A 26412-nucleotide genomic window follows, 5' to 3' on the forward strand; every position below is an offset into this window, starting at 1 on the left:
GCGTGATGACGGTCTCCCCCATCGCTGCCGCCGCCGTCTGCCTCGCCGCGTACATTCTGGCGTATCGCGTGTACGCCCGATTCCTCGCCGACCGCGTGTTCGCGATCGATCCCTCGCGACCCACGCCCGCCGTTACCCAGACCGACGATGTCGACTACGTCCCGGCGAACCGGTTCGTCCTGTTCGGCCACCAGTACGCGTCGATCACGGGCCTGTCACCCATGCTGGGTCCGGCCATAGCCGTTATCTGGGGTTGGCTGCCGGCAATGATCTGGGTGGTAGCCGGCGCCATCTTCGTCGGTGCGGTGCAGGACTTCGGGGCGCTGGTCGTCTCTATCCGGGCGCGCGGCATGTCACTCGGCCAGATAACCGGAAACCTCGTCGGCCGGCGCGGCAAGACGCTGTTCCACCTTGTGATCTTCTTCCTGATCGCGCTGGCAATGGGGGTCTTCGTCCACGTGATCGCGGTGCTGTTCACTGCCGACTTCTATCCGGAGTCCGTGCTCCCGAGCGGCCTGCTGATGGGCATCGCCATCGCGATGGGCATTCGTGTCCACCGGCACGGCGCCAGCGTCCGGACGTTGACCGCCATCGGCCTGCTGCTCGCGCCGGCCCTGATTCTGCTCGGGCTCCGCTATCCGATCATCGGCCCGTCGCTCGCCCAATGGAAGTGGCTCCTGCTCGCGTATTCGTTCGCCGCGAGCGTGCTGCCGGTCTGGCTGCTGCTGCAGCCGCGCGACTACATCAACAGCCTGCTGCTGTACGTGGGGGTCGGGGCGATGTACATCGGCTTCGTCCTGACGAATCCCTCGTTCGTCGCGCCGGCGGTCGATCTCGACCCGCCCGGCGCCCCGGCCATCGTGCCGTTCGTGTTCGTCGTCATCGCGTGCGGTGCGGCGAGCGGCTTCCATGCCCTGGTCTCTTCCGGCACGAGCGCGAAGCAGCTTGCGAGCGAGGGCGACGCGCGCTTCGTCGGGTACGGCGCGATGATCGGCGAGTCGCTTCTCGGGCTGATGGCCATTCTCGCCTGCACCGCCGGCTTCGTCTCGCGCGAAGCCTGGCTGGAGCGCTACGTAAGCTGGCAGGCAGCCGACAGCTTGGGAAACAACATCGCCGCCTTCGTGCAGGGCGCAACCCATTTCCTCGGCTCGCTCGGCTTCCCGGCCGCGTTCGCCGGGACGTTCGTCTCGGTGCTCGTCGTATCGTTCGCCCTCACCTCGCTCGACTCGGCCACGCGCCTGCTCCGCTACAACGTCTCGGAAATGGGCCAAACGCTCGGGGTCGCGGCGCTCGGCAACCGCTACGTCGCCTCGGGCGTCGCCGTCGCGGCCATCTGGGCGTTCGCGTTCATCCAGGTGGAGGGCGAGTACGCTGGACTGATCCTCTGGCAACTGTTCGGGACGACGAACCAGTTGCTCGCCGGCCTGGCCCTGCTCGCGGTGACGCTCTATCTGCTACGCCGCGGCAAACCCATCGGTTGGACCGGCGCCCCGATGCTCTTCATGCTGGCGTCGACCCTCACCGTCATGAGCGTGAACCTGACCGGCTTCTGGTCGGCAGGCCAGTGGCTGCTGTTCGCTACCGGCGCGACCATATTCACGCTCGCCCTCTGGTTGGCCGTCGAAGCGGCGATCGCCGTCCACAAGTTCCGGCGGCAGCCCGTGATCGAAGGCCTGGAGGTCGAACTCCGCGATCGCTGAGTCGACGGCGCCGGGAGACCCGCACGGCGAGAGATCTCAGAAACGAATCCGGAGGCCGGCGGTTGCCTGCAGGCCCCCCGTATCCACTTCGACGATGCCACCGTCGGCGGAGCTGAGGGCAATCCATGCACGGTTTAACTGCACGGTCCCGCCCACCCCGGCAACACGGGAGAAGTAGTACGCGACGTCGGCGCCCGCAACGAAACCGACCGCCGATTCCGATCGCAGTGAGTGCGCCGCGCCCGTGTACGAAGCCACCAGGTACGGATAGGCATGGTCGTACTCGACCCTGTCGACAAGGTCCTGCTTCAGACTGACGAACGTTGGCCCGCCAAAGAGCGTGACATCGGCCGATGCCGCGAGTGGCACGATCCAGGCGGCATGGACGTTGACGGTCAGTTCCTGCCGCTGCAACGCAGCCGACCTTCCCTCCACCACACGGTGGCGGCTGAACCGAAAGGGATACGGCAGGCGGGCCGTGAGATGGGCGTTCCCGCGCTGGGACGCCATCGAGACGCCCGTACCCACAGCGAGGTTACCCACGAGCCGAACTCGGCCGGTCACGTCGAACAGCGGGCCGTTCGCATCGGGATAGCTCGAGTCGAAGTCCCCCTGCTCGGCGAACTCCGTGAAGACGACGTTGTCCGTGATCCCGACGGACTGCATCTGCTGACCGCCGTTGATGGCAATCGAAATGCGTGACGGCTGGGCGGCGGCCGGCGCATGGGCCAACATCAACAACGCGCCGAGCGTCGCCGACAGCCCTTTGCCGATCGCGGATCGTGCGCTCTCCATAGGTTCACTCGAATCTGCTAGTCCAGGTCTACTGCCGTCAATGCCTCATCGATTGCCCGATAGACATCGCTGTCGCGTCCAAACAGGTCGTCGGCCGACTGGCGAATAACGTCGGCCGCCGTGAAGAAGCTGACGCTCGGAGGCATAAGGTCGGTCATGGCGCGCACGAAGGCCCGTTCCACCTGCTCGCGGTTGGCGGCTCCCACGCCCGTCACCGACAAGCCGGTCGTCCGGTTCTCTCCCCCCTCGATCGCCAGATAGAACGCGTGGCTCAGGATCGTGGAGTTCCAGTGGACGCCGTCGTAGTCAAAGCTCGGGAGGCGCACGATGGTCTCACCCAGATCGTCGGAGCCGTACTCGTGGAAGAAGGCGGTTTCTCCATCAGTGAGGAGCATGAAGAGAATCACGTTGCGCAGGGCCTCCGGGTACTGGATGCGAACATCCACACCCGGACGCGCAAGTATTGGTACCGACCGCGGGTCTTCCAGGGACCGGCCAAACGGCCGGTAGTCCTCGAACATCACGTAGTCGGCCCGAAGCGGACCCATGGGCGGCTCGTGGACCATGAACTCGACGGACGTGCCGACGATGTCCGAGAACGCCTCGTTGATGGCGCCACCCGCGTTCAGGAACAGCCGGATCTTCCCGTCCCTGCACAGCAGGCGAAACACCCGGTTCTCAACGCCCTCGCCGCTCACCCTCCACGTTGTGTCGCAGTCCGCTCGCCGACCGTCCTCCAAAGTGAAATCGGCCGGACCCGCGACCGAGAAGTAGCTATCGAGGAAGGGGCGGCCCGTTCGCCGCCGCACCGAATGAAAGGTGACCGCATGCATCAACTCGTGCGCCACCACGTCCAGGGATGCCCTCGCCCCGCCGCCGGGCGCAATTCCGAACCCCACCGTACCGGTCTTCTCGGGGCCGAACGGCGGAGGCGTAAAGAACCCATAGAAGATGTCGCCGATGTTGACCATCGCCATGATGCGTCCGTCGGCGCCGTCGACGCCATCCCACTCATGCCGGGCAGCGAGATAGTCGTAGGTGAATCCGGCATGCGCATGGACGTCGACCACGCCCGGGTCGTTCCAGTTGTTGTCCGAATCCGTCGCCACGTCACTCGGCGCCCACTTCGGTCCCCTCGGATCCAACAACGCGTCGACACGCGGTTCGTTGTCCCGCAGGTCGAGCGTGACGATCTCGGCTGGCCGCAGGCGGTCGTAGGCCTCGAACATGCCGCCGCTTCGGGACGCGCTTACCTTCTTGCGCTGGCCTCGAATTCCGGCGCCCACCCCGACGCTGCTCAGCACGTGCGTGTTCCTGCTCTGCTCGTTGAACGCCTGCTCCCTCCAGACCACCGCACCGGTGTGGGCGTTCACGAAGTACGTCGTGCGGTCGCGCATCACCCCGCGGTAGGCAAGAACGTAGCGAGCGCCTGGCAAGGACATGACTACCAGTTCCGGCGGGTCGTCCGTCGCCGGACCGGCGCCGGACCACGCTTCCATTCGTGCCATCGCGTCGGCCGGAGCAACGGACGGAATCGTGCTGACGCCGATGGCCTCGTGCAGCGTGCCGAAGATCGACTCGGTGACGCCGCGCCGCAGTTGCCGGGAGACACCGCCGCCGTATACCGGCACCCCTCGGTAGTACTCCCGAAAGTACTCGTGCGCTCGTCCCGAGACCTGCCGATCCGCCCGGCGTGAAACCAGTTCGAGCTCGCCGGCACGGGACATCGCGTCCACCCGAGCATCGAGCCGACGCAGCTCCGGGAGATCAGCCGACGCTGCCCTGATCGCGATTTGGCGCTGATTGCGCTCGATCACCCACTCCGGTTCCTGAGCGCTGAGCATGGCGCTTCCAAACGCCGCCACGAACATGGCGGCAGTTCGCCAGCGCAGGGCTGACGACACGGAATCGAAACGGGGCATGACCGAACGTGTCTTCAACGCGCCGTGAACCGGCAACAGGCAGGTAATCCCAGCATACCGTTACCGCCGCTCGAGGATCAGCACGTGGCGATCCTCCCCCTCGCGCTCGCTGTCACCAACGACAACCAGCACCAGACCGTCGTGAGCGGCGACGTCACGGGCGGGGCGGGGCGTGCCAAAGGCGCCGGCCGCCACCGGGTTGGCGGGATCCGACAGATCGACCACCTGCACGCCCTGCTCGGTGTCTGCGACGTAAGCCAAGTGCCCGTCGAGCGACACGTTGACGGCGCGCCCCGGAGTCTCGAACGACGCCAGCTTGGCGGGAGCCACAGGATCGGACACGTCGTACACCTGCAGGTTGCCGCCGCCGGCCCCCACGATCAGCGTGGGTCGTCCACCGGTCCCCACGGATACCTCGATGTCGCGCGGCGCGGCGGGCGCGTGCACGATGCCTACCGGTTCCGGCATGCCGGGCCGGGCGAGATCGAAGACGTACAGGCCGGACGGGGAGTCGGTCGCATAAGCGATCGTCCCCGCCGTCACCACGTCGCGCGCGTAGCCGTCCAGAAAGTACGAGCCGATGCCCGCAGGCGCCGTCTCATCCGAGACATCGACCAGGACGAAGCCCTCCATATGGTCGATAATCCCGACCTTGCCGGAGGCGCTGGCGCCGATCTTGGCCTGCCCGAGCGTCTGGTGCTGACTGAGCAGCGTCGGATTGTCCGGATCACTGATATCGACGATGCCGAGTCCGAAGAAATTGGCGCCGACGTAGGCCCGGTCGCCGGCCAGCCGGAAACCCCAGATTTCCTGCGGAAAGGCGTGCGCCCCTTGCGCCACCGGATTGGCCGGGTCCGACAGGTCGTGAATCGTGAAGTTGTGTCCCCCCGCCACGTACCCAATGCCGTCGCGCACGCGCACGAGGTTCGCCGGCCCCGGGATCTCCCCGACCTCCACAAGCGTCACGCTCTGCGCGGCGTGCTCCGTCGCCGGCCACGCGGCGGCAAGCAGAAGCGCCGCTACGACCGCCGCCCCTCTCCGTGCGCGTCGTGCGTAAAGCGACGTCATGGCTCGGCTCCGACCGCATCGGCCCCACCATTGGCAATGCGGTACAGCTTCGACTGCGTCCGGATGAAGAGACTGCCGCGCGCGATGGCGGGTGTCGCGAGGGTCATTTCGTTGAGCGGGTTCTTGTGCAGGATGTTGAATTCCCTGCCCGCCTCGACAACATAGGTCTCCCCGTCCTCGCTCAGCAGAAAGAGCTTGCCGTTGTAGGCCCACGGCGAGGCAGTGAACCCGTTGCCGATCTCGAGCCGCTGCCGGCCGTAGATCTCCTCGCCGGTGCGCGCATCGTGCGCCACCAGGAAGCCGCGATCGAGCAGCGTGTAGTAGATGTCGCCGTAGACGATCGCGGTAGTGTTGTACGTCCCGAGCAGCGGATACGACCAGGCGATGTGGTCCGACGCGCTGAGCGGTCCCGGAAACCCGGACGTGATGCCGTTCCGCATCTGCTCCTGCGTGAAGATGGAGATGTCGCCCGACGCGCCGGGCCTGACGGCATAGACGGGACGCAGTCCGCCGCCCGGATAACCGGAGCTGATGTAGACGAGGCCGTGCGCCGTGAACGGCGTCGGGATCGTAAGACCCGACATGCCGTGGAGCTCCCACAGCAGGTCGCCATCAAGCGTGTACGAGCGGACTCCCTGCGTACCCGCCGTCACCAGCTCGGTCCGCAAGTCATGTTCCCAGACGAACGGCGTCGACCAGTTCTGGCCCCGCTCGTCCCGGTCGACGCGCCAGGCCTCCTCGCCGCTGTCCTTCTCGAAGGCCGCGACGAACGAGTGCGTGGTGTTGTCGTTGACGATGTACAGCCGATCGTCGTGCAGGATGGGCGAGGCTCCGGTCCCCATCTCGAGTGTCGTGTTGTAAGCCTCCAACTCGCGCGTCCATACCATTTCGCCGCTCATGTTGAAGGCGGCAAGCTGGCCGATGGCGCCGAAATAGACGTAGACCCGGCGCCCGTCGGTCACCGGCGTCTCCGACGCGAAACTGTTCTTCAAGTGGCGCTTGCCAGGAGGTGTCGCAGCGTACAGCTCTCGCTGCCACCGGACCGCGCCGGTGTGGAAGTCGAACGCGTAGAGCACCCAGCGGTGCTCGTTCTCCGACGCTTCCGATCCGTTCTCCATCCCCGGGTCGTAGAGCCCCTTGATCGGCTCCGGCTCGTCTCCCGCGCTGATGGCGGAAGTGACGAAGACCAGGTCGCCCGCCACGACCGGCGAACTCCAGGCAAGCCCCGGGATGTCGGCCTTCCAGACGACGTTTTCCGTCTCGGTCCAGTGCTCCGGCAACTCCGGATCGTCCGGCACGACGCCAGCCGCCGGCCCCCGGAACTGAAGCCAGTCCTCCTGCGCGGCGGCGGACGCCGGAATCAGCAGCAGGCCAGCCAGCAGCGGCGTGATCAGGGTGGCTGCGGTACGGCGCATCGGTCTCCCTCCCTTGTGCGGAGCGGTTGCGAGACGTTCGTAGTGCCTAGACTGCACGCCTCCCGATCCGTCTGTCAAGAACGAGTGATTCGGGGCATAATAGGCGGAACTACCGCCCGTTTCACCAGGAGGTTCGGATGCGAAACCGACCTGCCGTATTGACCATCTTCTTCGTTCTCGCGGCCGCCGGAATGGCAGCGCCGCCGGTGGCCAGCGGCCAATCGCCCGACAACGCCTGGCAGGCGCCGCGCACGGCGGAGGGACGCCCCGACTTGCAGGGAGTCTGGGATTTCCGGAGCCTGACACCGTTCGAGCGGCCCGAGTCGGTCGCCGATCAGGACACGTTCACCGAGGAGGAGGCGGCGCAGTTCACGCAGGAGCGCCTCGCCCTGCTCGACAAGGACCGGCCGGGCGAGGACGGGCGAATCCCCCTCTCGGGCGGCTACAACGACTTCTGGTGGGACTACGGGCGGCAGCTCACCGATGACCTGCGGACATCGCTCGTCGTCGATCCTCCGACCGGGCGCGTGCCGGCGCTAACGGATGCGGGAGAGACCCGCGTCGCGGCGCGGCGCGCGGCACTGGGTCGCGACGCCCACGGCCCGGAGGATCGGGGAGCGTTCGAACGCTGCATCCTCGGCTTCAACGCTGGGCCGCCAATGAACCCGAGCGCGTACAACAACAACATGCAGCTCTTCCAGACGGCCGGCTACGTCGTCATCCTGAACGAGATGGTGCACGACGCGCGGATCATTCCGCTCGACGGTTCCGGTCATCTCCCCGACGGGGTTCGGCAGTGGCGCGGCGACTCCCGCGGCCGGTGGGAGGGCGAGACGCTGGTGATCGAGACCCGCAACTTCACCGACAGGACATCGTTCCGCGGCAGTGGCCCGAACCTGCACCTGGTCGAGCGCTTTACGCGGGTCGCGGCTGACACGCTGCTCTACGAGTACACCGTCACGGATCCCGAATCGTTCGAGCGTGACTGGTCGGTCGCGGTTCCCATGCGGAAGAACGACCTGCCTGTCTTCGAGTACGCCTGCCACGAGGGCAACTACGGCATGCTGAACCTGATGGTGAGCGCGCGCGCCGAGGATGCGCGGAAGGGGGCAAGGTAGCACAGCCCGCACGCTCGGCCGCGCCTCGTGCCGGCCTGTGGCGCCACCAGCGCCCAGACGCAGATTCAAGGAGTTGAAACCGATGCAGATAACCCCCATGCGCCGCTTCCTCGCAGTTGCGCTGATTACCGCCGGCTGCGCCCTCGCTATGGCGCCCGCCGTGACGGCACAGGTGGACCGCGTGGTCGATCCCAACTGGACCGTGCCTCGGCTTCCCGACGGTTCGCCCGACCTCCAGGGCCTCTGGGGCAACAAGACGATTACGCCGATGGAGCGTCCCGAAGGCGTCGCGGCGTTTCTCACCGACGAGCAGATCGCCGAGCGGAACCGCCAGCGCGCGCTGAGACAACAGCAGCAGGACGAGGCGCCGGCCCAACGCTACGAAGCGGGCGGCAACGTCGGCGGGTACGGCAGCTACTGGCTCGACGCGGGCGACACCGTGCTCCGGACCGGCCAGACAGCGCTCATCGTCGATCCGCCCGAGGGCCGCGCGCCGATCCGCCAATGGGCGCTCGACGCCAAGGCATACAACCTGGCCCACAACGGCGACCACTATCTGCACATGAGCGTGTGGGACCGCTGCCTCTCGCGCGGCGTCCCGGGATCGATGCTCCCGGCCGGCTACAACAACGCCTACCGGATCGTGCAGACTCCCGGCTACGTCACGATTCAGCACGAGATGATCCACGACGTGCGCGTCATTCCCGTCGTCGACGGGCCGGCGGACCGGGTCTTCATCCACGACAACATCCGGCAGTGGATGGGTGACGCCCGCGCCTGGTGGGAGGACGACACGCTGGTGGTCGAGACGAAGAACTTCCACAACCGCGGCTGGATTGCGTCGAGCAGCGCCGGCGCACGGCTCAAGGGGATTCCGACCAGCGAGGCGCTTCATGTTGTCGAGCGCTACCAGCGCGTGGCCGAGGACACGATCCTCTGGACTGTGAGAATTACCGACCAGAACGTCTACACGCGGCCCTGGACCATTCAGATGCCGCTGACGGCGGAGCCGCAATACGAGATCTACGAGTACGCCTGCCACGAGGGGAACTATGCGGTTCCCAACGCACTGAGCGGCCAGCGCGTCATCGATGCGCGTGCCGATACGTCAACCGAGGAACAGTAGCCGCAGGAGGAATCACATGCCCCGCATTCGACCGACTCGTATCTTCGCGCCCGCCCTCGTCACGCTCGGCGCCATCGTCGCACTCGGCGCTCTCGTCGCGCCCGCCGGCGCCCTTGACGGCGCCATCTTCAACGTGGTGGAACACCGCAACATCGACTACGTCGCCAGTGAGGATTACGCCGAGAACAAGGACAAGCTCGATCTGTTCATGCCGGAGGGTCTGACCAACGCGCCGGTAGTCGTCTACTTTCATGGAGGCGGACTGCAGAACGGCACGAAGGCAATCGGCGAGGGTCTGGGCCGGCAGCTCGCGTCACGCGGCATCGGCCTGGTCAGCGCGAACTACCGACTCTCCCCCAGCGTGATGCATCCCGCGCACATCGAGGACGCGACGGCCGCCTTCGCCTGGGCGAAGCGGAACATCGCGAGTTACGGCGGTGACGCCGACCGCGTGTTCGTTTCGGGCCACTCGGCCGGGGCCTACCTCGCCGCCCTGATGGCCCTGGACCCCCGCTACCTCGACGCGCACAACCTGCGGCTTTCCGACGTCCGGGGCGCCATTCCGATTAGTCCCTTCCTTTTCGTCGAGGATCACGATATCGCGCCCAGCCGTCCGAAGACCGTGTGGGGAACCGACGAGGCGGTCTGGCTCGACGCATCGGTCACTCCCTACATCGGGGCCGACAAGCCGCCGATGCTGTTCATCTACGCCGACGGCGACGACGACTGGCGCCGCGAGCAGAATCAGCGGCTCGCGGCGGAGTTGAGCGACGCCGGCAACGACGCCGCGGTGATCGAGATCGCGGACCGGACCCACGGCAGCGTCAACTCGAACATGGGTGACGACCTCGACACCGGCATGATGAAGGTCGTGTCGTTTGTCGAAGCGCACTGACCGCGGCCCTTGTCACGGTTCCAGAGGAGGTGACGTAATGAGACGCACCCTGACCATCGCGTCGGCGCTCATGGCCATCACCGGGCTCGCCACGGGAACGGCGTTCGCACAGGACGGGGACGGCTCATGGGCGGCGCCGAAGACCTCGTTCGGCCACCCCGACCTGCAAGGGGTCTGGGCGAATAACAACGCGACGCCATTACAACGGCCGGAAGTGCTCGGCGACCGCGAGTTTCTCACCGAGGAGGAGTTGGCCGCGCTGCAATCGCGAGCCGAAGAACTGTTCGCCCTCGACGGCGGCGACGCCGCGTTCGGCGACAGCGTGTTCACCGCGGCGCTGAACGAAGTGCAGAACTTCACGTCGCGCGACCGCGCCACCGGGAACTACAACCAGTTCTGGATGGTGGAACGCGACTGGGACAACCGCACGTCGCTCGTAGTTGACCCGCCGAACGGCCGCCTCCCGGAGACGACGCAGGCCGCCAAGATGCGCGCCGCCGACCGCAGCATGCGGCGGGGGCGGAACGCTCGGTGGACGGATGACCGAAGCCTGGGCGAGCGCTGCGTCAGCTTCGGGGCGCCGCGCCTCGGGGCCGGTTACAACAGCTACTACCAGATCTTCCAGACACCGGACCACGTGGTCATCCTGGTGGAGATGGCGCACGACGCGCGCATCATTCCGCTCGACGGACGCCCACACGTCGACGATGACGTCCGGCAGTGGCTGGGCGACTCCAGAGGCTACTGGGACGGCGACACGCTGGTAGTCGAGACGCGCAACTACTCGCCCTTCGCCAACTTCATGGGCGCCGCCGAGCACCTGGAGATCACCGAACGGTTCACCCGGGTGACCGAAGACGTGCTGCAGTACGAGATCACGGCGAACGACCCGACCACCTGGGTACGCCCGTGGACCGCCATGATCCCGCTCCGCAGCAGCCCCGACGCGCTCTACGAGTACGCGTGTCATGAAGGCAACATCGGCATGGAGGGGATTCTGGCCGGCGCGCGCGTCCAGGAAGCGGAGGAAGCGGCGGCCCGCTAGCCAGCCAACCACTTGCTGGACGGCTCCATTTGGTCGAGGAGAGCAGCGAGGCCGCGCGCTAGCGCGCCCTGACCGGCGCGTCGGGCGCGAGCCTCTGCGCACCCAGAGTCCTACGGGGAAGGAGAACCCATGGTGCACCACAAGGCGCGTCTACTTCATCTGTTGACATTCGCGGCAGCGATGGTCGCACTGCTGCTCGTGACGGCGACGCTCGGTGCGCAGTCGAGTGGTGGCTACACGGCGCCCCGCACCGCGTGGGACGTCCCCGACCTGCAGGGCATCTGGACGAACGCGACGCTGACGCCGGTCGAGCGACCGGAGTCGATGGCCGGCCAAGTGCTTACCGCAGAGGAAGCGGCCGCGTTCGAGACACGTTCCGCCGAGGCGCGTGCCGCGTCCGATACCTTCATCCCGGGCAATGTCGGCGCCTACAACCAGTTCTGGATGGACGGCGGCAAGGTGGTGACCGGCGACCGCCGGACATCGCTCATCATCGATCCACCCGACGGGCGGATCCCCTGGACCCGGGAGGGCCGCGAGCGGTTCGAGAGCGACTCCGCGCGGTACGGCGTCGGGCCGTTCGATTCGTGGGTCGACGCCGACACGGGCGAGCGCTGCCTTACCGACGGCCTGCCCTTCGTCCCGCTGCAGGGCTACAACATGAACTACCACATCCTGCAGGGACCCGGCTGGGTGGCGATGCTGAACGAAATGTTCCACGAGTACCGGTTGATCCCGACCGACGGACGGCCTCACGTCCCGGGCCATGTGGGACAAGTCCTGGGCGATGCGCGCGGGCGGTGGGAGGGTGACACCCTGGTGGTCGAAACGACCAGCTTTGCCGACAAGAGCCACTGGCTCTGGCGTGCCACCTGGCGCGCGGCGCGGCCTTCGCTCCGCCTGGTCGAGCGATTCACCCGCGTGGACGAGACGACGATCGACTACGAGTTCACGATGACCGACCCCGAGATGTTCACCCGTCCCTGGACGGCGCTGGTTCCGATGACGACCGATCATGCCTCGCGCGGCGTAACCTCCGGCCCGATGTTCGAGTACGCCTGCCACGAAGGGAACTACGGCCTGCTCAACATCATGCGGGGCGCCCGGGCAGAGGACGCCGAACAATAGCGCGTGGTAGGATCTGACCGCTCCCAGAGGAACCCAGGAGGCACTTTGATGAGGAACCGATTCGCGCTTGCGGCCATCGCGGTGACCGCAACACTCACGCTGGCCCCATTGACGGCCGGCGCCCAGCAAGCCGAGACGATGCGCACTCCGGACGGCCAGCCGGACATCTCCGGTATCTTTACCTTCCGGACGCTGACGCCGCTGCAACGACCCTCGGCGCTCGAGGGGCAGGAAACGCTTGATCCCGAATCGGCCGCCCAGTTCGAAGCATCGGAGCGGATCCGGTTGAACCGCGACCTTTTCGATCCCGAGAGCGGAGCGCCCAGCGCCGGCTACCAGTCGCGCGCCGAGGGTGGCGTACTTTCGTACAACGAGTTCTGGTACGAGCGGGGCGTCGAGCTGACCGCCGACAAGCGCACGTCGCTCGTGGTCGATCCGCCGAATGGACGCATCCCGTACAACCCGGAATACCAGCAGGCGGCTCGCATCCGCGGACTCAACCTCCGGAACGGATTCGCCGACCACTACACAGACCGGAGCCTCGCGGACCGCTGCATCATGGGCTTCAATGCGGGACCGCCCATGGTGTCGAGCGCGTACAACAACAACGTGCACATCCTGCAGATCCCCGGCTACGTCGTTATCGTCAACGAGATGGTGCACAACGCGCGCGTCATCCCGTTCGGTGACGAGAACAGCGAGCGCCACGGCCTGCGGCAGTGGTCGGGCGACTCGCGAGGCCGCTGGGAAGGCGAGACGTTCGTCGTAGAGACGAAGAACTTCCTCCGTGAGACCAGCCTGGGAGGCTCGTCAAAGGACACGATCGTCGTGGAGCGCTTCCGCCGTGCGGATCCCGACACGGTCATGTACGAGTTCACGGTCGAGGATCCGAACAACTTCACGCGGCCCTGGACGGCACTGATGCCGCTCCGGCGCACCGACGGAACGCTGTTCGAGTACGCCTGCCACGAGGGCAACATCGGCATGCACGGCATCATGGCGGGCGCCCGGCTGAAGAACACGCAGAAGGTAACGTCGCTCCCGCAGTAGCTAGCGGGCGCGGCAGGGATTTCAGAAAGAACGGCCCGTCTCAGCGCGCTGGGGCGGGCCGTTTTCTATGCCTCGGACTGAGCGGCGTCGACGCCCGACATCGCCGACGGAAGGAAGACGAACGATGCGTAGCTGGTTGCCATTCGTGATCATGACGGTACTGAGCTGGGGCACCTATATCCCGACGCTCCACCGCGGCACGACGGCGCTGGGCGGGAGCGGGATACACGCCTTCCTGCTGGTTGGCGTCGCGTACCTCCTGGTCGCCATTGCGGTGCCTGGCGTCATGGTGTTGCGCGCCGGCTCCTGGAGCACCTTCACACCAAACGGCATGGCATTCACGTTGGCCGCCGGCGTCCTGGGCGCTCTCGGCGCTCTCGGCATCGTCCTGGCGCTGGTCAACGGCGGCCGGCCCAGCGTCGTGCCGCCGCTGGTGTTCGCCGGCGCGCCAATCGTGAGCGTCTTCGTGGCCATGCTCTACAACCCGCCGCAGCAGAGCCCTTCCCCGCTCTTCTTCCTCGGCATTCTCATGGCGGCAGCAGGCGCCTTTCTGGTGCTCACCTACCGTCCGCATTAGCGCACCCCGGCGGGCCGCGTCCGTCGCAAGCCACGGAAGGTTGCGACGCCGCGGAACTGAGCCATGCAACGACTGTCCCGGCGCGCCGTGCTGCGCTCTCTCGCCGCCCCGGTGCTGCTCCCCTCGGTGGCGCTCGCGCAACCGGCGGGGGCCATCGTTCACGGCCAGCCGCGCCCACTCGCGGACGACGCCGTCACGCACGACTGGCCATCGTTCCTCGGACCGACCCACAACAGCGTCTCAAGTGAGACGCGCCTCAGCCGCGAGCTCCCACCGCCACTCGTCTGGGAACTTCCGACGGGCACCGGTTACGCCTCTCCCGCCATCGTCGGAGACCGTCTCGTCTATCTCCACCGGATCGGCGACGAAGAGGTCGTCGAATGCCTCCACCCCGAGACCGGCGCGATCCACTGGCGGCTTCGGTACCCGACCGCGTACCGCGATCGCTACGGTTACAACAACGGGCCGCGCGCCAGCCCGGTGGTCGACGCGGCGACCGGCCTCGTCTGCACGGTTGGCGCCGAAGGCCAGATGCACGCGATCGACCTCGCGAGCGGCCGCGTCGTCTGGCGGCGCGACCTGCGCGTCGACTACGACGTTTCGCAGGACTTCTTCGGCACCTCTTCGACGCCCCTGCTCGACGCGGGCCGGCTGATCGTCAACGTGGGCGCGCCAGGCGGACCCACCGTGGCGGCGTTCGATCTGGCGTCCGGGGACGAGACATGGCGCGCCGGCTCCGAGTGGGGCGCCAGCTACGCTTCACCGATTCCGGCGACGGTCCACGGCGAGCGGCGCGTTTTCGTTTTCGCCGGCGGTGAGTCTCAGCCGCCGTCGGGCGGCCTCCTCTCGATCGATCCGGCGACCGGCGCCATCGACTTCGCGTTCCCCTGGCGAAGCCGGACGTATGAATCGGTCAACGCCGCGTGTCCCGTCATCTTCGACAACCAGGCGTTCATCACGGCCAGCTACCGGGCCGGCGGCGCGCTGATCACCATCAACCGGGACTTCACGCACGACGTCGCCTGGACGACCCAGGAGTTCGCCCTCCACTACAACACGCCGATTCACCGGGACGGCTACCTGTACGGCTTCGACGGACGCAACATGGGAGACGCCTCGCTCGCCTGCGTGGACACGGCAACGGGCGAGATCGTCTGGCGTGAAGTGCCGGAATGGCAGGAAACGGTGGTGCAGGGCGGCCGTGAGCGACAGCTCCTGATGGGGACCGCGCGGGGCTCGCTGCTTGCGGCGGACGGACAGTTCCTCTGCCTAGGCGAACTGGGCCACCTCCTCTGGATGGATCTGACGCCGAAGGGGTACCGCGAGGTGTCGCGGGCCTGGCTGTTCGCGGCGCGCGAGTCCTGGAATCTGCCGGTTCTCTCGCGGGGCCTGCTCTACCTCACGCAGAACACGCGTGATCTGGTGACCGGTGATCTGCCCCGCCTCTGCTGCTACGACCTGCGGGCGTAGCGACCGCGCCGTCGCGCGTGTTGGGCCGCCAAGCCGTAACCGTTAGGCGATTCCGGCTCCCTGGGTTCCGACGTAGACGGAGTACAGGGACTGGCTCGCCGTCATGAACAAGCGATTCCGGCGCGTCCCCCCGAAGCAAACGTTCGCGCACCGCTCGGGCAAACGAATCACGCCGATCACGTCCCCGTCGGGCGCTATTACCTGAACGCCGTCACCAGCTCCCGCCCAGACGTTGCCGTCCACGTCGCACCGCATGCCGTCCGCGACCACGCGGGCCTCGGGGCGGCCGGGAGCCGAGAGCTGCACGAGGCTGCGGCCGTTGACGAGCCGCTCGCCGTCGACGTCCCAAACCTTCATCTCGCGTCCCGAGCCGGTGTCGGCGACGTACAACCGGTCGTAGTTCGGTGAGAAACAGAGGCCGTTCGGCGCACCGATCTCGTCGGTCACTCTCGCGATCGCACCGGTTGCACCATCCACGCGGTAGACGGACAAGGGCAGTTCCGTCTCGGCCGGCAGTCCCTCATAGTTCCCCCGGATCCCGTACGGTGGATCCGTGAACCAGATGCTCCGATCCGGATGGACCACCACGTCGTTCGGCGAGTTCAGGCGGGTCCCCTCGAACGTGTCGGCAATCACCGTAACCTCGCCGGAATGTTCGTACCGCGCCACGCGCCGCCCGCTGTGCTCGCACGAAAGCTGACGGCCCTCGTGGTCGAACGTGTTGCCGTTGCTGTGATTCGAAGGGCTCCGGAAGACGCTGACGTGGCTGTCCTCCTCCAGCCAGCGCATCTGCCGGTTATTGGGGATGTCGCTCCAGACGAGGTAGCGGCCGCTGCCGTTCCAGGCCGGACCTTCCGCCCAGAGGGTCCCGACGTAATGCCGCCGGATCGGCGTGTTGAACAGGATGTAACGCCGGAACCGGTCATCCAGGGCGATGATGTCCGGGTCGGGATACGCCAGTGGCGTGTTCCCCGACCAATCCCGCGGCTCGTAGGGCGGAATGTCCTGCTGCCACGCCATCAGGGCCGGCGCCCATGCCGCGGATCCGGCCGCCGCGCCAAGAAATGCCCGCCGGGTGACGCTCCCCATCGGCGTCAGCGCTCGACGCGCTGCGTGTTCTTCAGCCGGGCGCCTGCCATGATGCCGTGCATGCCGATGTTGCCTTCATGGCAGGCGTACTCGAAGAGCGGGCCGTCCGTCCTGCGGAGCGGCATCATCGCCGTCCACGGGCCGGTGAGGTTGTTCGGATCCTCGACGGTGAACTCGTATACGACCGTGTCGGGATCCAGGCGGCGGAACCGCTCGATGACGTGCGTGTCCTTCGACGAACCGCGCAGGCTGGTTTCGGTAATGAAGTTGTACGTCTCGACCACCAGCGTCTCGCCGTCCCAGTGCCCGCGCGACTCGCCCGACCACTGCCGCAGGCCGTGGCGCGGCGTATCGTCGATCGGGATGATCCGCGCGTTGTGGACCATCTCGTTGACAATGATGACGTAGCCTGGGATCTGCATGATGTGGACGTTGTTGTTGTACGAGGCGGCCGTCATCGGCGGACCCGCATTGAACCCCAGGATGCACCGATCCGACAGGCTCCGGTCCGTGTAGTGGTCGGCGAAACCGTTCCGGAGGTTGAGCCGGCGGACGCGCCGCGCCTCGCGGTGCTCGTCGGTGTACGGAATCCGGCCGCTCGGCGGATCGACGATGAGCGCGGTGCGCTTGTCGGCCGTCAGCTCCACGCCGCGCTCGTACCAGAACTCGTTGTAGGAGAGGACGCCGCCCTCGGCGCGCGACTGGTAGCCGGCGCTCGGTGCTCCGGTCTCCGGATCGAACAGGTCACGGTTCAGCCGGATGCGCTCGGACGCCTCGAACTGCGCCGCCGCCTCGGGATCGAGGGTCTCCTGCCCCTCCAGCGCCGCCGGCCGCTCAAGCGGCGTCAGGGTCCGGAAGGTGAACACGCCGGAGATATGCGGCTGCCCGTCAGGCGTCCGCATTGCGGCGCCGTCGCCATTCCCGTTCGTCTGGGCCAGCCCGGGCGCGGGCGCCAGCGCAAACAGCGCCAAGGCCACGAAAAGCACAGCGAATCGCTTTGTCATCGGATCTGCCTCCCCCGGGATGAACCCGGAACGGACCATGCTACCACGCCCCGCGACGTCCGATCCCCGGCCGTCAGTTCGCCTGCGAAGCGATGCGGTAGAGCTTCGAGGCGGTGCGGATAATGAGACTCCCGCGGGCGATGGCGGGCGTCGCCATTGTCCACTCCTCGAGCGAGTTCTTGCCCAGAATCTCGAATTCGGGACCCGCCTGAATGACGAACGTGTCGCCATCCTCGCTCAGGGCGAAGATCTTGCCGTTGTAGGCCCAGGGAGACGCCGTGAAGAGCGTGCCGGCGGTGACTCGGCGCCGCGGGTAGACCGGCTGTCCGTTGCGCGCGTCGTAGGCCATCATGACCCCGCGGTCGAGCAGCGTGTAGTGGGTGTCGCCATAGACCAGCGACGAGGGGTTGTAGGAGCCGAGCTGCTGGTTCGACCAGACGACGTAGTCGTTGCTCGCGCTCCCTTCACCGAGGGTGATGTCACCGCTCGCGCCGGCCCGGATGGCGTATACCGGCCGGGTCTGATCGGCGATGTAGCCGGAGTTTATGAACAGGAGATCGTGACTCTCGAACGGGGTCGGGATGACGAGCGAGGACATACCGTGCAGTTCCCAGAGCAACTCGCCGTCCTCGACGGCGTAGGAACGGACCCCGCCCGTGCCGGTCGTGACGAGCTCCGTTCGGACGTCGTTCTCCCAGACGAACGGCGTCGACCAATTGGTCGCCTCCTCGCGATCGGTCCGCCAGATCAGGTCCCCCGTTCGCGCGTCGTACGCCGCGACCCAGGACTGCGCCTCGCTGTCGTTCACCATGTAGAGGCGCCCGGCATGCAGCACGGGCGAGCCGGCCGCACCCCAGGAGCGGCGCGGCACCCATTCGAACGGAACCGTCCACGCCTCGTTCCCGTCGAAGTCGAGCGCGAACAGTCCGATGTCGCCGAGGTAGACGTACACCCGCTCGCCGTCGGTGACCGGTGTCTCGGAAGCGAACGTACTCTTCTGATGCGTCGGAAGCGACGGTACCGCCTCGTGCAGCGCGCGCTCCCAGCGGATCTCGCCCGTCTCGAAGTCGATGTCGTAGAGGACCCACCGAAGCGACTCCGTCTCCTGGTTCAGGAAGCCACCGGTCATCGTCCCGCCCAGGGACCGCGCCCGGTAGTGCTCGGTCGGCATCGGCGCTTCGTCGTTGCCGCCCGCGCGGGATGCCGTCAGAACGAAGACGTGCTCGCCCCAGACAATCGGAGAGCTCCAGGCGCGTCCGGGGATGTCAATCCGCCACGCGACGTTCTCGTCAACTCCCCACCGCTCCGGCAGCGCCGGGTCGTCGGGCACGACACCCGCCACCCCGCCGCGAAACTGCGGCCAGTGTTCCTGGGCCATTGCCGCGGTTGCGCTGAACGCCAGCAGCAGGCAAGCCATCCAGATTGTGCGTCGTTCCATCGTTGCGGTCTCCCCTCGCGGTTTGCGCACCATTCTATGACGGGGCGCGTAGACTGTGCCTCGTGACGCTGGCTCGATGGACCGCGTCCTGGTTGCGGCCGTACCGTGGACGGGTCGGGCTGATCCTGATCCTGTCGGCCGGGGAGATCGGTCTGACGGCGCTGGCGCCGTGGGCCCTCAAGTTGATTGTCGACTCGGTGCTCGGCGGGGAGCCGCTGCCGCAGCAACTCGCCGCCCTCCTGCCGGGCCTGGCGGCTACCGGGACCGTTACCCTGCTCGTAGTCTTCGCCGCATCCGGCCTGCTGCTGCAGGTGGCGGCCGAGGTGGTCCGCCTGACCCATACGCAACTGGAAGTGGAGATGGGCCAGCGCGTCGTGCACGACCTGAGAACGCGGCTCCTCGACCACCTTCAGGCGCTGCCGCTCGGCCATCATCTGAAGCACCGGACGGCGGACGCCGTCTACCGGCTCGACGCCGATACGTACTGCATCAACGACCTGGCGACGGGCGGCCTCTTTCCGATTGCGCTGGCCGGGCTGCATCTGGCGGTCATGTTCGGCATCCTGATCGCGATCGACCCGACCCTTGCGCTGCTGTCGCTCGGCGTCGCGCCGTTCCTCTACCTGTCGCTCCGTTACCACGCGACGACACTCGTCGAACGGGCCGAGCAGGTCAAGACGCAGGAATCCGGCCTCGTGGAACGGGCCTACGAGACGCTCCGCTCCATCGCCGCCGTTAAGGCCTTCGCCCGCGAGCGGCACGAGCTGCGCCGCTACGCCGACGCCGGCCGGGAGACCATGCGGGCCCGCGTGCGCCTCACCTGGCAGGAATCGCTCTTCTCGCTGGCGGTGACCGCGATCACGCTGGCGGGAACGGCGGTCATTCTGGTGGTGGGTGGACTGCACGTGCTCGACGGCACCCTGACGGTCGGGACGCTGCTGGTGGTCATCGCCTACCTGGCCGCGGTGTACGACCCGGTCAGCGCCATAGCCCACACCGTCGGCACGCTGCAGGAGGCAGTCGTGAGCGCACGGCGCGTGCGCGACCTGTTCGCCCTGCGCCCGGAAGTGCCGGAGGCACCCGGCGCCGTCGACGCGTCGGCGGTTTCCGGGGCCATCCGCTTCGAGGGCGTCGGTTTCTCGTACGACGGCGACCGGCAGGTCCTCGACGACGTGACCTTCGCGGCCCACCCCGGCGATCTCGTCGCGATAGTCGGGCCGACCGGCGCCGGCAAGACGACGCTCGTGCATCTGATTCCCCGGCTGTTCGACCCGACGGCGGGCCGCGTTCTCATCGACGAACGGAACGTGGCGGACTACCGGCTGCGGTCGCTGCGCGAACGGATCGCGCTCGCGCCGCAGGATCCGGTGCTGTTCGCCGGCACCATCGGCGACAACATCCGGTACGGCCGCCTGGGCGCTTCCGATGCCGACGTGGAGGCGGCAGCGCACGCCGCCCAGATCCACGACTTCATCTCCAGCCTCCCGTCGGGTTATCGGACACCGGTCGACGAGGCCGGAGCCACGCTCTCCGGCGGCGAGCGGCAACGCCTCGGGATCGCACGCGCGCTGGTAAAGCAGGCCCCGATCCTGATCCTGGACGAGCCAGCCTCCTCACTCGACGCCATCGCGGAAGCAGCCCTCTTCAACGCAATCCGTAAGGGCCGGAAGGGCCGCACGACGCTGGTGATCGCCCACCGGCTCGCCACCGTGCGCGACGCGACACGCATCCTGGTTCTCGACGGCGGCCGGGTCGCGGCGGCCGGAACCCACGACCACCTAGTCGCAACCAGCCCGCTCTACCGGCGGATGTGGGAGCGATTCTCGTCACCCGGGGGCCTGCGCAGCGGTCTCGCGACGGGCGCACCTGCACGATGAAGATCGTCCTTGCCGGCATCATTGGCAGGTATCCATTCGGGGGCGTCACCTGGTGTTCCCTCATGTACCTGCTCGGCCTTCGCGCGCTGGGTCACGAAGTCTGCTACCTGGAAGACACCGGCGAGTGCGTCTACGACGCCGACGCCGACGCCATCGCCCTGGATCCGGGTTACGGCACCCGTTACATCCAGGACGCGCTCGCGCCATTCGGCCTCGACGACCGCTGGTGCTTCGTCAACTACGACGAGACGTACCACGGCTGGACACGCCCGCAGCTCCGCGCCTTCTGCCGAGACGCGGATCTCTTCCTCAATCTCTCGGGCGGATCCTGGTTCTGGCGCGACGAATACCGCGCGATTCCGCATCGCGCCTTCATCGATTCGGACCCCGTCTTCACGCAGCTCGCGATTACCAAGGGCGTGCCGTGGTATGTCGATTTCTTCCGCGAATTCGATCACCTCTTCACCTTCGGCGCAAACATCGCGAAGCCGGGCGCGGCGGTCGATGTCCCGTCCGGCCCGTTCAAGTGGGAGCACACCTGGCAGCCGGTCACAACCGGACTCTGGCAGACCGATGAGCCGCCCTCACGTGACCGCTTCACGACGGTGATGACCTGGAAGACCGAGAGTTTCGCCGACGTCGACGGCAACAAGGACCGCGAGTTCGTTCGCTTCATCGATCTCCCGGCGCGAACCGCGGCGCGGTTCGAGATCGCCGTGAACGGCCCGCGCGACCTCCTTCGCCGGCATGGCTGGTCCCCCCTCGACGCGATGCAGGTATCGCGGACGGCGCCCGCCTACCAGTCGTTCATCCAGGGATCGAAGGCGGAGTTCGGCGTTGCGAAGCACGCCTATGTTGCTCATCGATCCGGCTGGTTCAGCGACCGGACCGCCTGCTATCTGGCTGCGGGACGCCCCGCCGTGGCGCAAGATACGGGCTGGTCAGATCATCTGCCGGCCGGCAAGGGGCTTCTTCCCTTTTCCACGCTGGAGGAGGCCGTCGACAGCGTCGAGCGCGTCGAGCGCGACTACGCGGCGCACTCGGCCAGAGCCCGTGAAATCGCAGTCGAATGCTTCGACGCGGACCGAATTCTGCCGCCGTTGATCGACCGGGCATGCGCATGAACCTGGAGTACGATGCGCCGAGCGAGCGCGCCGTGCTCGGCGCGTTGGAATACGGCGCAAGATCCGAGGGACGACCATGCAAGCGCGACGGTTCCTGATTCTCCTCGGCTTGGTCCTGCTGGCCGCGCCGCTTGCGGGCCAGGGGCAGGAACGCTTCGATCTACTCATCCGCGGCGGCCGGGTCGTCGACGGTTCCGGCAATCCCTGGGTGCGCGCCGACGTGGCGATCCGCGGCGACCAGATCGCGCGCATCGGTCACCTGCCGGAAGCCACCGCGGATCGCATCGTCGACGCCGAGGGGCTGGTGGTGGCGCCCGGTTTCATCGATCCGCACACCCATGCGGTGCGCGGCATCTTCGACGTGCCGACGGCCGACAACTACCTGCTCCAGGGCGTCACGACCCTGACCGAAGGCAACGACGGTAGCTCGCCGTGGCCGATCGGCGACCACCTGGAGCGAATCGCCGAGCTCGGCATCAGTCCGAACTGGGGAATCTTCGCCGGCCAGGGAACGATCCGGCGCGAGGTCATCGGCGCCGAGGACCGCGACCCGACGCGAGACGAGCTGGATCGGATGCGGGCGCTCGTCGCCCAGGCGATGCGGCAGGGAGCCTTCGGCCTGTCCACCGGATTGTTCTACGTCCCCGGCAGCTTCACATCGACCGAAGAGGTCATCGAACTATCGAAGATCGCGGCTTCCCACGGCGGAATCTACATCTCGCACATGCGCGACGAAGCACTGCGGTTGCTCGACTCGGTGCGGGAGACGATCCGTATCGGCGAGGAAGCGGGCATCCCGGTGCAGATGACCCATCACAAGGCGATCAGCCGCGACATGTGGGGCCGGAGCGCGGACAGTCTCGCGCTGGTGGACGCGGCGCGGGCACGGGGGGTCGACATCACCATCGATCAGTACCCCTACACCGCCTCCCAGACCGGAATCACCGCCATCGTGCCGCAGTGGGCCCAGGCGGGCGGAACCGAAGAGCTGATCGAACGGTTGCGGGATCCGGAAACGCGGCGTCGCATACGCGAGGAGATCGTCTATCGCATCGAGCACGATCGGGGCGGCGGCGATCCCGCGAACATCGTCATCGGCCTGTGCGAGTGGGACCGATCACTCGAAGGCAAGAGTCTCGCGGACATCCTGGACGAGCGCGGCATCGAGGTCACGACCGCGAACGCCGCCGACCTGGCCATGGAGATCATCGAGAGCGGCGGCGCCCGGGCCATCTACCACGCGATGGACGAACGGGATGTCGAGCGGATCATGCAACATCCGGCCACCGCCATCGGCTCCGACGGCGGCATCTCGGTTTTCGGGGCCAGCGTGCCCCACCCGCGTGAGTACGGCACGTTCGCCCGGGTTCTCGGCCGCTACGTGCGGGAACGGGGCGTCCTGACGATCGAGGAGGCGATCCGCAAGATGAGCGGCGCCACCGCCCATCGCCTGGGCCTGCAGGACCGGGGACTCCTGCGGGAGGGCTTCTTTGCCGACATCGCGGTCTTCGACCCCGACCGCGTCATCGACCGGGCGACATTTCCCGAACCGCACCAGTACAGCGAAGGCTTCGTGTACGTCCTGGTCAACGGCGTGCTCGTCGTCGAGGGCGGCAAGCATACGGGCGCGCGCCCGGGACGCGTGCTCTACGGCCCAGGGCGGCGCTAGCGCGCAGACTCAGGTCGCGGCTACTGCCGGGGCTCGAACTGCGGGTAGTCGACGCCGACCTGCTCCAGGTAAGTGTCGTAGCGCTCCTCGTCGTAGTAGAACTCCTCGAGCTGCGGCTTGAAGCGCTCCATGATGTCCCGGTTCAGCCAGATCGCCGGTTCGTCCTCCGGGCGCAGGAACGTCGTGTACTGCCGGTCCTTGGTCTGGATTTCCTCGAAATAGTCCCGCGCCGACTGCACGAGCTCCGGCTGAAGCAGGAAGTCGAGCAGGGTCAGCGCCTGCACCTTCGCCGCGGCCGTCGCACCCTGGTGGGCGATCGGCGTGGCCATGGCAATGGTCTTGTTCCAGTTGTGACCCGCTCCGCCGGGAATGTTCGAGGGAAACCGCAGCGTGGCGGTCGGCACCACCCAGGAAACATCACCGATGTCGTCGGAGCCACCGCCACGCCGCTGGTTGTCGGGAATGCGCTCGGCGCCGTCCAGCTCTTCCTGCACTTCCGTCAGCAGGCCCTGCTCCTCCACATCGAGCATCTTCTGCACGGCGCGGGCGAAGCGCTGATCGTCCTCCGACCAGTCAGGCATCCCGACCCGTTGGATGTTGGTGAACATCGTCTCGGCAATCACCCGGTTATGGTGCTGCGGCCAGGCCGCGCCGAGAACCCGCGAAGTGACGGTGGTGTCGGTCATCTTCGCCGCACCCTCCGCCATGGCGTCCCCAATTCGCCACATCCGCATGATGTTGTCGTAGTCGGTCTCGCGGAAGAAGTACCAGACGCTGGCGGTCGGCGGCACCACGTTGGGCTGGTCGCCTCCATCGGAGATGACGTAGTGCGAACGCTGCTGGATGCGCAGGTGCTCGCGCCGGAAGTTCCAGCCGATGTTCATCAGCTCGACCGCATCGAGCGCGCTCCGGCCGTTCCACGGATCGCCCGCGCCGTGCGCCGATTCGCCCTCGAACGTGTACTCCACCGAGACCATCCCGTTGCCGCGGCTGTCGCCCCAGGCGGTGGTCATGGCGCTGCTCACATGGCTGTAGAGAACCAGGTCGACGTCGTCGAAGACGCCGGCCCGGACGAAGAAGGCCTTGCCGCCAAGCTGCTCCTCGGCGATACCGGGCCAGATCAGCAGGGTGCCGGGAATCTCCTCCCGTTCCATGATCTCCTTTACCGCCAGCGCGGCGGCGATGTTCACGGCCTGGCCGGAGTTGTGCCCTTCGCCATGCCCCGGCGCCCCCTCGATCATCGGCTCGCGGTACGCCACCCCGGGCACCTGCGACGACCTCGGGATGCCGTCGACATCACTGCCGAGCGCAATCACCGGGCGTCCGGAACCCCATCGGGCCAGCCAGCCGCTCGGCATGCCCGCCGTGCCCAGCTCGATCTCGAATCCCTCCGCCTCGAGGAGCTCCGTGATGTAGCGCTGGGTCTCGAACTCCTGAAATCCGAGCTCGGCGAAGCTGAATAAGCTATCGACCATGCGTTGGACGAAGGCGCGGCGGCTGTCGACGCCCTCCAGCACCTCCGACTTGAGCCGCTCCAGGCGGTCGTCCGTCCCCGACTGCGACGCGGCGGCGGGAGGTGGTTCGGCCGCCGCAAGATCTGCACTTCCTGTAACGGGAATGACAACGGCGGCGACAACGACGGCGGCGGTCGACTTCAGGAACATGGAGCGCACGATAGTCCTCCCCGACGCCCTGCCCGCGATGGCGTCCTGTTGCAGCGGCACCTGCCCATGCGCACGAAGGGTCCGATAGCCAATCATAGACAATCGGAGTCCGGAACCGCCACGCGGGTAGAATCGGGCCATGAGCCGACCCGTTTCCGCGGGGCTGCCGTTTCTGCTTGCCGCCGGCGTGGCCCTTGCCGGGACGGCGTTCGCGCAGGATGGGCCGGCCGAACCGCCAGTCGTCTGGATCCTCGCGACCGGCGGGACGATCTCCGGCGGCGGGACATCCTCCACCAGTCTGACGGAATACCAGGCGGGAGCGTTCTCCGGCGAAGAGCTGGTCGCGGCGGTGCCGGCCCTCGCCGACCACGCCACCATCCGGGTGGAGCAGATCGCAAACGTCGGCAGTCCGAACATCACCTTCAACGATTGGCTGACCCTCGCCAACCGCATCAACACGATCTTCCGCGACGACCCGGACGTGGCGGGAGTGGTGATTACTCACGGCACCAACACGCTCGAGGAGACGGCCTACTTTCTGAACCTGACGGTCCGCCACGGCCGGCCGGTGGTGCTGGTCGGGTCGCAGCGGCCGGCGACGGCCATCAGCTCCGACGGCCCGCTCAATCTGCTGAACGCCGTCCGTACGGCAGCCGCCCCGGAGGCCCGTGGCAAGGGCGTGCTGGTCGTTCTGAACGACGAGATCAACGCCGCGCGCGACGTGACGAAGACCAGCACGTACCGTGTCGAGACCTTCCGGTCCCGCGAACTCGGTTTTCTCGGCTACGTCGACGGCGACCAGGTAACCTTCTACCGTCAGCCGACCCGGCGTCATACGTTCGAGTCCGAGTTCGACGTCAGCCGCGTTACCCGCTTCCCGCGAGTCGACATCGTCTATTCCTACGTGGAGCCGAATCCGCTGCTGATCAACGCGCTGATCGACGACGGGGTCGACGGGATCGTTCTCGCCGGGACCGGCGCCGGGCTCGTTTCCGGCCGCGAGCGGGAAGCGCTGGCACGCGTCGTCGACCTACCTCCGGAATCGAGACCGGTCATCGTACGGTCCAGCCGGACCGGCAGCGGCCGCGTGGTCCCGTTACCTTCCTACGACGAGGCAGGAATGGTCGCAGGAGACACCCTCAGTCCGCAGAAAGCGCGCATCCTGCTGATGCTGGCCCTCGCGAAGACCCGCGACCAGGAAGAAATCCGCCGGATCTTCCGCGAGTACTGACGGGTCG

21 protein-coding genes are annotated in these 26412 nt (G+C 67.1%); 13 read left to right on the forward strand and 8 right to left on the reverse strand.

Translation table 11 applies throughout. The features are described 5' to 3' along the window. Nucleotides 1–5: 5 nt before the first annotated feature. The gene (locus tag F4Y45_09385; protein ID MXY24720.1) at nt 6–1700 is read left to right on the forward strand and encodes a carbon starvation protein A; all 1695 of its coding nucleotides are present in this window, start codon (nt 6–8) and stop codon (nt 1698–1700) included. Nucleotides 1701–1736: 36 nt separating this feature from the next. Here the strand turns inward: F4Y45_09385 and F4Y45_09390 are convergent, their stop codons facing one another. The 4 genes from F4Y45_09390 to F4Y45_09405 are packed head-to-tail and all read right to left on the reverse strand — an operon-like array spanning nt 1737 to nt 6900. Then, nucleotides 1737–2495, reverse strand: a complete 759-nt coding sequence (locus F4Y45_09390) for a hypothetical protein (GenBank protein MXY24721.1) — start codon at nt 2493–2495, stop codon at nt 1737–1739. 17 nt (nt 2496–2512) lie between these two features. Continuing rightward, a complete protein-coding gene (locus F4Y45_09395) occupies nt 2513–4417 on the reverse strand; it encodes a M4 family metallopeptidase (GenBank protein MXY24722.1) in 1905 nt (634 codons plus the stop codon). Nucleotides 4418–4477: 60 nt separating this feature from the next. After that, entirely contained in the window at nt 4478–5485 is a 1008-nt protein-coding gene (locus F4Y45_09400; GenBank protein MXY24723.1) for a hypothetical protein, read from the reverse strand. Beyond that, complete coding sequence (locus F4Y45_09405; protein MXY24724.1) at nt 5482–6900, reverse strand: PQQ-binding-like beta-propeller repeat protein; 1419 nt, start codon at nt 6898–6900, stop codon at nt 5482–5484. Before F4Y45_09405 ends, F4Y45_09400 begins: the two co-directional genes overlap by 4 nt. A 137-nt stretch (nt 6901–7037) precedes the next feature. Between F4Y45_09405 and F4Y45_09410 the strand changes: the two genes are divergently transcribed. The 8 genes from F4Y45_09410 to F4Y45_09445 all read left to right on the forward strand — a co-directional run bounded on the left by F4Y45_09410 (nt 7038) and on the right by F4Y45_09445 (nt 15309). Continuing rightward, nucleotides 7038–8018, forward strand: a complete 981-nt coding sequence (locus tag F4Y45_09410; protein MXY24725.1) for a hypothetical protein — start codon at nt 7038–7040, stop codon at nt 8016–8018. Between the two features lie 82 nt (nt 8019–8100). Then, entirely contained in the window at nt 8101–9144 is a 1044-nt protein-coding gene (locus F4Y45_09415; protein MXY24726.1) for a hypothetical protein, read from the forward strand. Continuing rightward, a complete protein-coding gene (locus F4Y45_09420) occupies nt 9110–10039 on the forward strand; it encodes an alpha/beta hydrolase (GenBank protein ID MXY24727.1) in 930 nt (309 codons plus the stop codon). Before F4Y45_09415 ends, F4Y45_09420 begins: the two co-directional genes overlap by 35 nt. A 37-nt stretch (nt 10040–10076) precedes the next feature. Next, a complete protein-coding gene (locus tag F4Y45_09425) occupies nt 10077–11084 on the forward strand; it encodes a hypothetical protein (GenBank protein MXY24728.1) in 1008 nt (335 codons plus the stop codon). A gap of 129 nt (nt 11085–11213) precedes the next feature. Further along, the gene (locus F4Y45_09430) at nt 11214–12212 is read left to right on the forward strand and encodes a hypothetical protein (protein ID MXY24729.1); all 999 of its coding nucleotides are present in this window, start codon (nt 11214–11216) and stop codon (nt 12210–12212) included. Between the two features lie 48 nt (nt 12213–12260). After that, on the forward strand, nt 12261–13262 hold the full coding sequence (locus F4Y45_09435) for a hypothetical protein (GenBank protein ID MXY24730.1): 1002 nt from the start codon (nt 12261–12263) through the stop codon (nt 13260–13262). A 124-nt stretch (nt 13263–13386) separates the two neighbouring features. Beyond that, on the forward strand, nt 13387–13839 hold the full coding sequence (locus F4Y45_09440) for a hypothetical protein (GenBank protein ID MXY24731.1): 453 nt from the start codon (nt 13387–13389) through the stop codon (nt 13837–13839). 63 nt (nt 13840–13902) lie between these two features. After that, a complete protein-coding gene (locus F4Y45_09445; protein MXY24732.1) occupies nt 13903–15309 on the forward strand; it encodes a PQQ-binding-like beta-propeller repeat protein in 1407 nt (468 codons plus the stop codon). A gap of 42 nt (nt 15310–15351) precedes the next feature. Here F4Y45_09445 and F4Y45_09450 read toward each other — a convergent pair whose 3' ends face one another. The 3 genes from F4Y45_09450 to F4Y45_09460 all read right to left on the reverse strand — a co-directional run bounded on the left by F4Y45_09450 (nt 15352) and on the right by F4Y45_09460 (nt 18873). Continuing rightward, nucleotides 15352–16398 carry an SMP-30/gluconolactonase/LRE family protein gene (locus F4Y45_09450; protein MXY24733.1) on the reverse strand — a complete coding sequence of 349 codons (1047 nt, stop codon included), beginning with the start codon at nt 16396–16398 and terminating at the stop codon, nt 15352–15354. Nucleotides 16399–16403: 5 nt separating this feature from the next. Then, complete coding sequence (locus F4Y45_09455) at nt 16404–17402, reverse strand: hypothetical protein (GenBank protein ID MXY24734.1); 999 nt, start codon at nt 17400–17402, stop codon at nt 16404–16406. 73 nt (nt 17403–17475) lie between these two features. After that, complete coding sequence (locus F4Y45_09460; GenBank protein MXY24735.1) at nt 17476–18873, reverse strand: PQQ-like beta-propeller repeat protein; 1398 nt, start codon at nt 18871–18873, stop codon at nt 17476–17478. On the opposite strand from F4Y45_09460, the gene F4Y45_09465 reads away from it, so the two are divergent. From F4Y45_09465 to F4Y45_09475, 3 genes are all read left to right on the forward strand, one after another. Next, nucleotides 18825–20717: an ABC transporter ATP-binding protein gene (locus F4Y45_09465; GenBank protein MXY24736.1), complete on the forward strand. Its 1893-nt coding sequence runs from the start codon at nt 18825–18827 to the stop codon at nt 20715–20717. The genes F4Y45_09460 and F4Y45_09465 overlap by 49 nt on opposite strands. Then, the gene (locus F4Y45_09470) at nt 20714–21841 is read left to right on the forward strand and encodes a hypothetical protein (GenBank protein MXY24737.1); all 1128 of its coding nucleotides are present in this window, start codon (nt 20714–20716) and stop codon (nt 21839–21841) included. Before F4Y45_09465 ends, F4Y45_09470 begins: the two co-directional genes overlap by 4 nt. A 76-nt stretch (nt 21842–21917) precedes the next feature. Further along, on the forward strand, nt 21918–23510 hold the full coding sequence (locus F4Y45_09475; GenBank protein ID MXY24738.1) for a D-aminoacylase: 1593 nt from the start codon (nt 21918–21920) through the stop codon (nt 23508–23510). Nucleotides 23511–23530: 20 nt separating this feature from the next. On the opposite strand, the gene F4Y45_09480 is transcribed toward F4Y45_09475, so the two are convergent. Next, nucleotides 23531–25174 (reverse strand): amidohydrolase, encoded by a 1644-nt coding sequence (locus tag F4Y45_09480; protein ID MXY24739.1) that lies wholly within the window; start codon nt 25172–25174, stop codon nt 23531–23533. Nucleotides 25175–25313: 139 nt separating this feature from the next. Between F4Y45_09480 and F4Y45_09485 the strand changes: the two genes are divergently transcribed. Beyond that, nucleotides 25314–26405 carry an asparaginase gene (locus F4Y45_09485; protein MXY24740.1) on the forward strand — a complete coding sequence of 364 codons (1092 nt, stop codon included), beginning with the start codon at nt 25314–25316 and terminating at the stop codon, nt 26403–26405. Nucleotides 26406–26412: the final 7 nt, after the last annotated feature.

It is taken from the genome of Acidobacteriota bacterium (genome assembly GCA_009838525.1).
GTDB lineage: Bacteria > Acidobacteriota > Vicinamibacteria > Vicinamibacterales > UBA8438 > VXRJ01.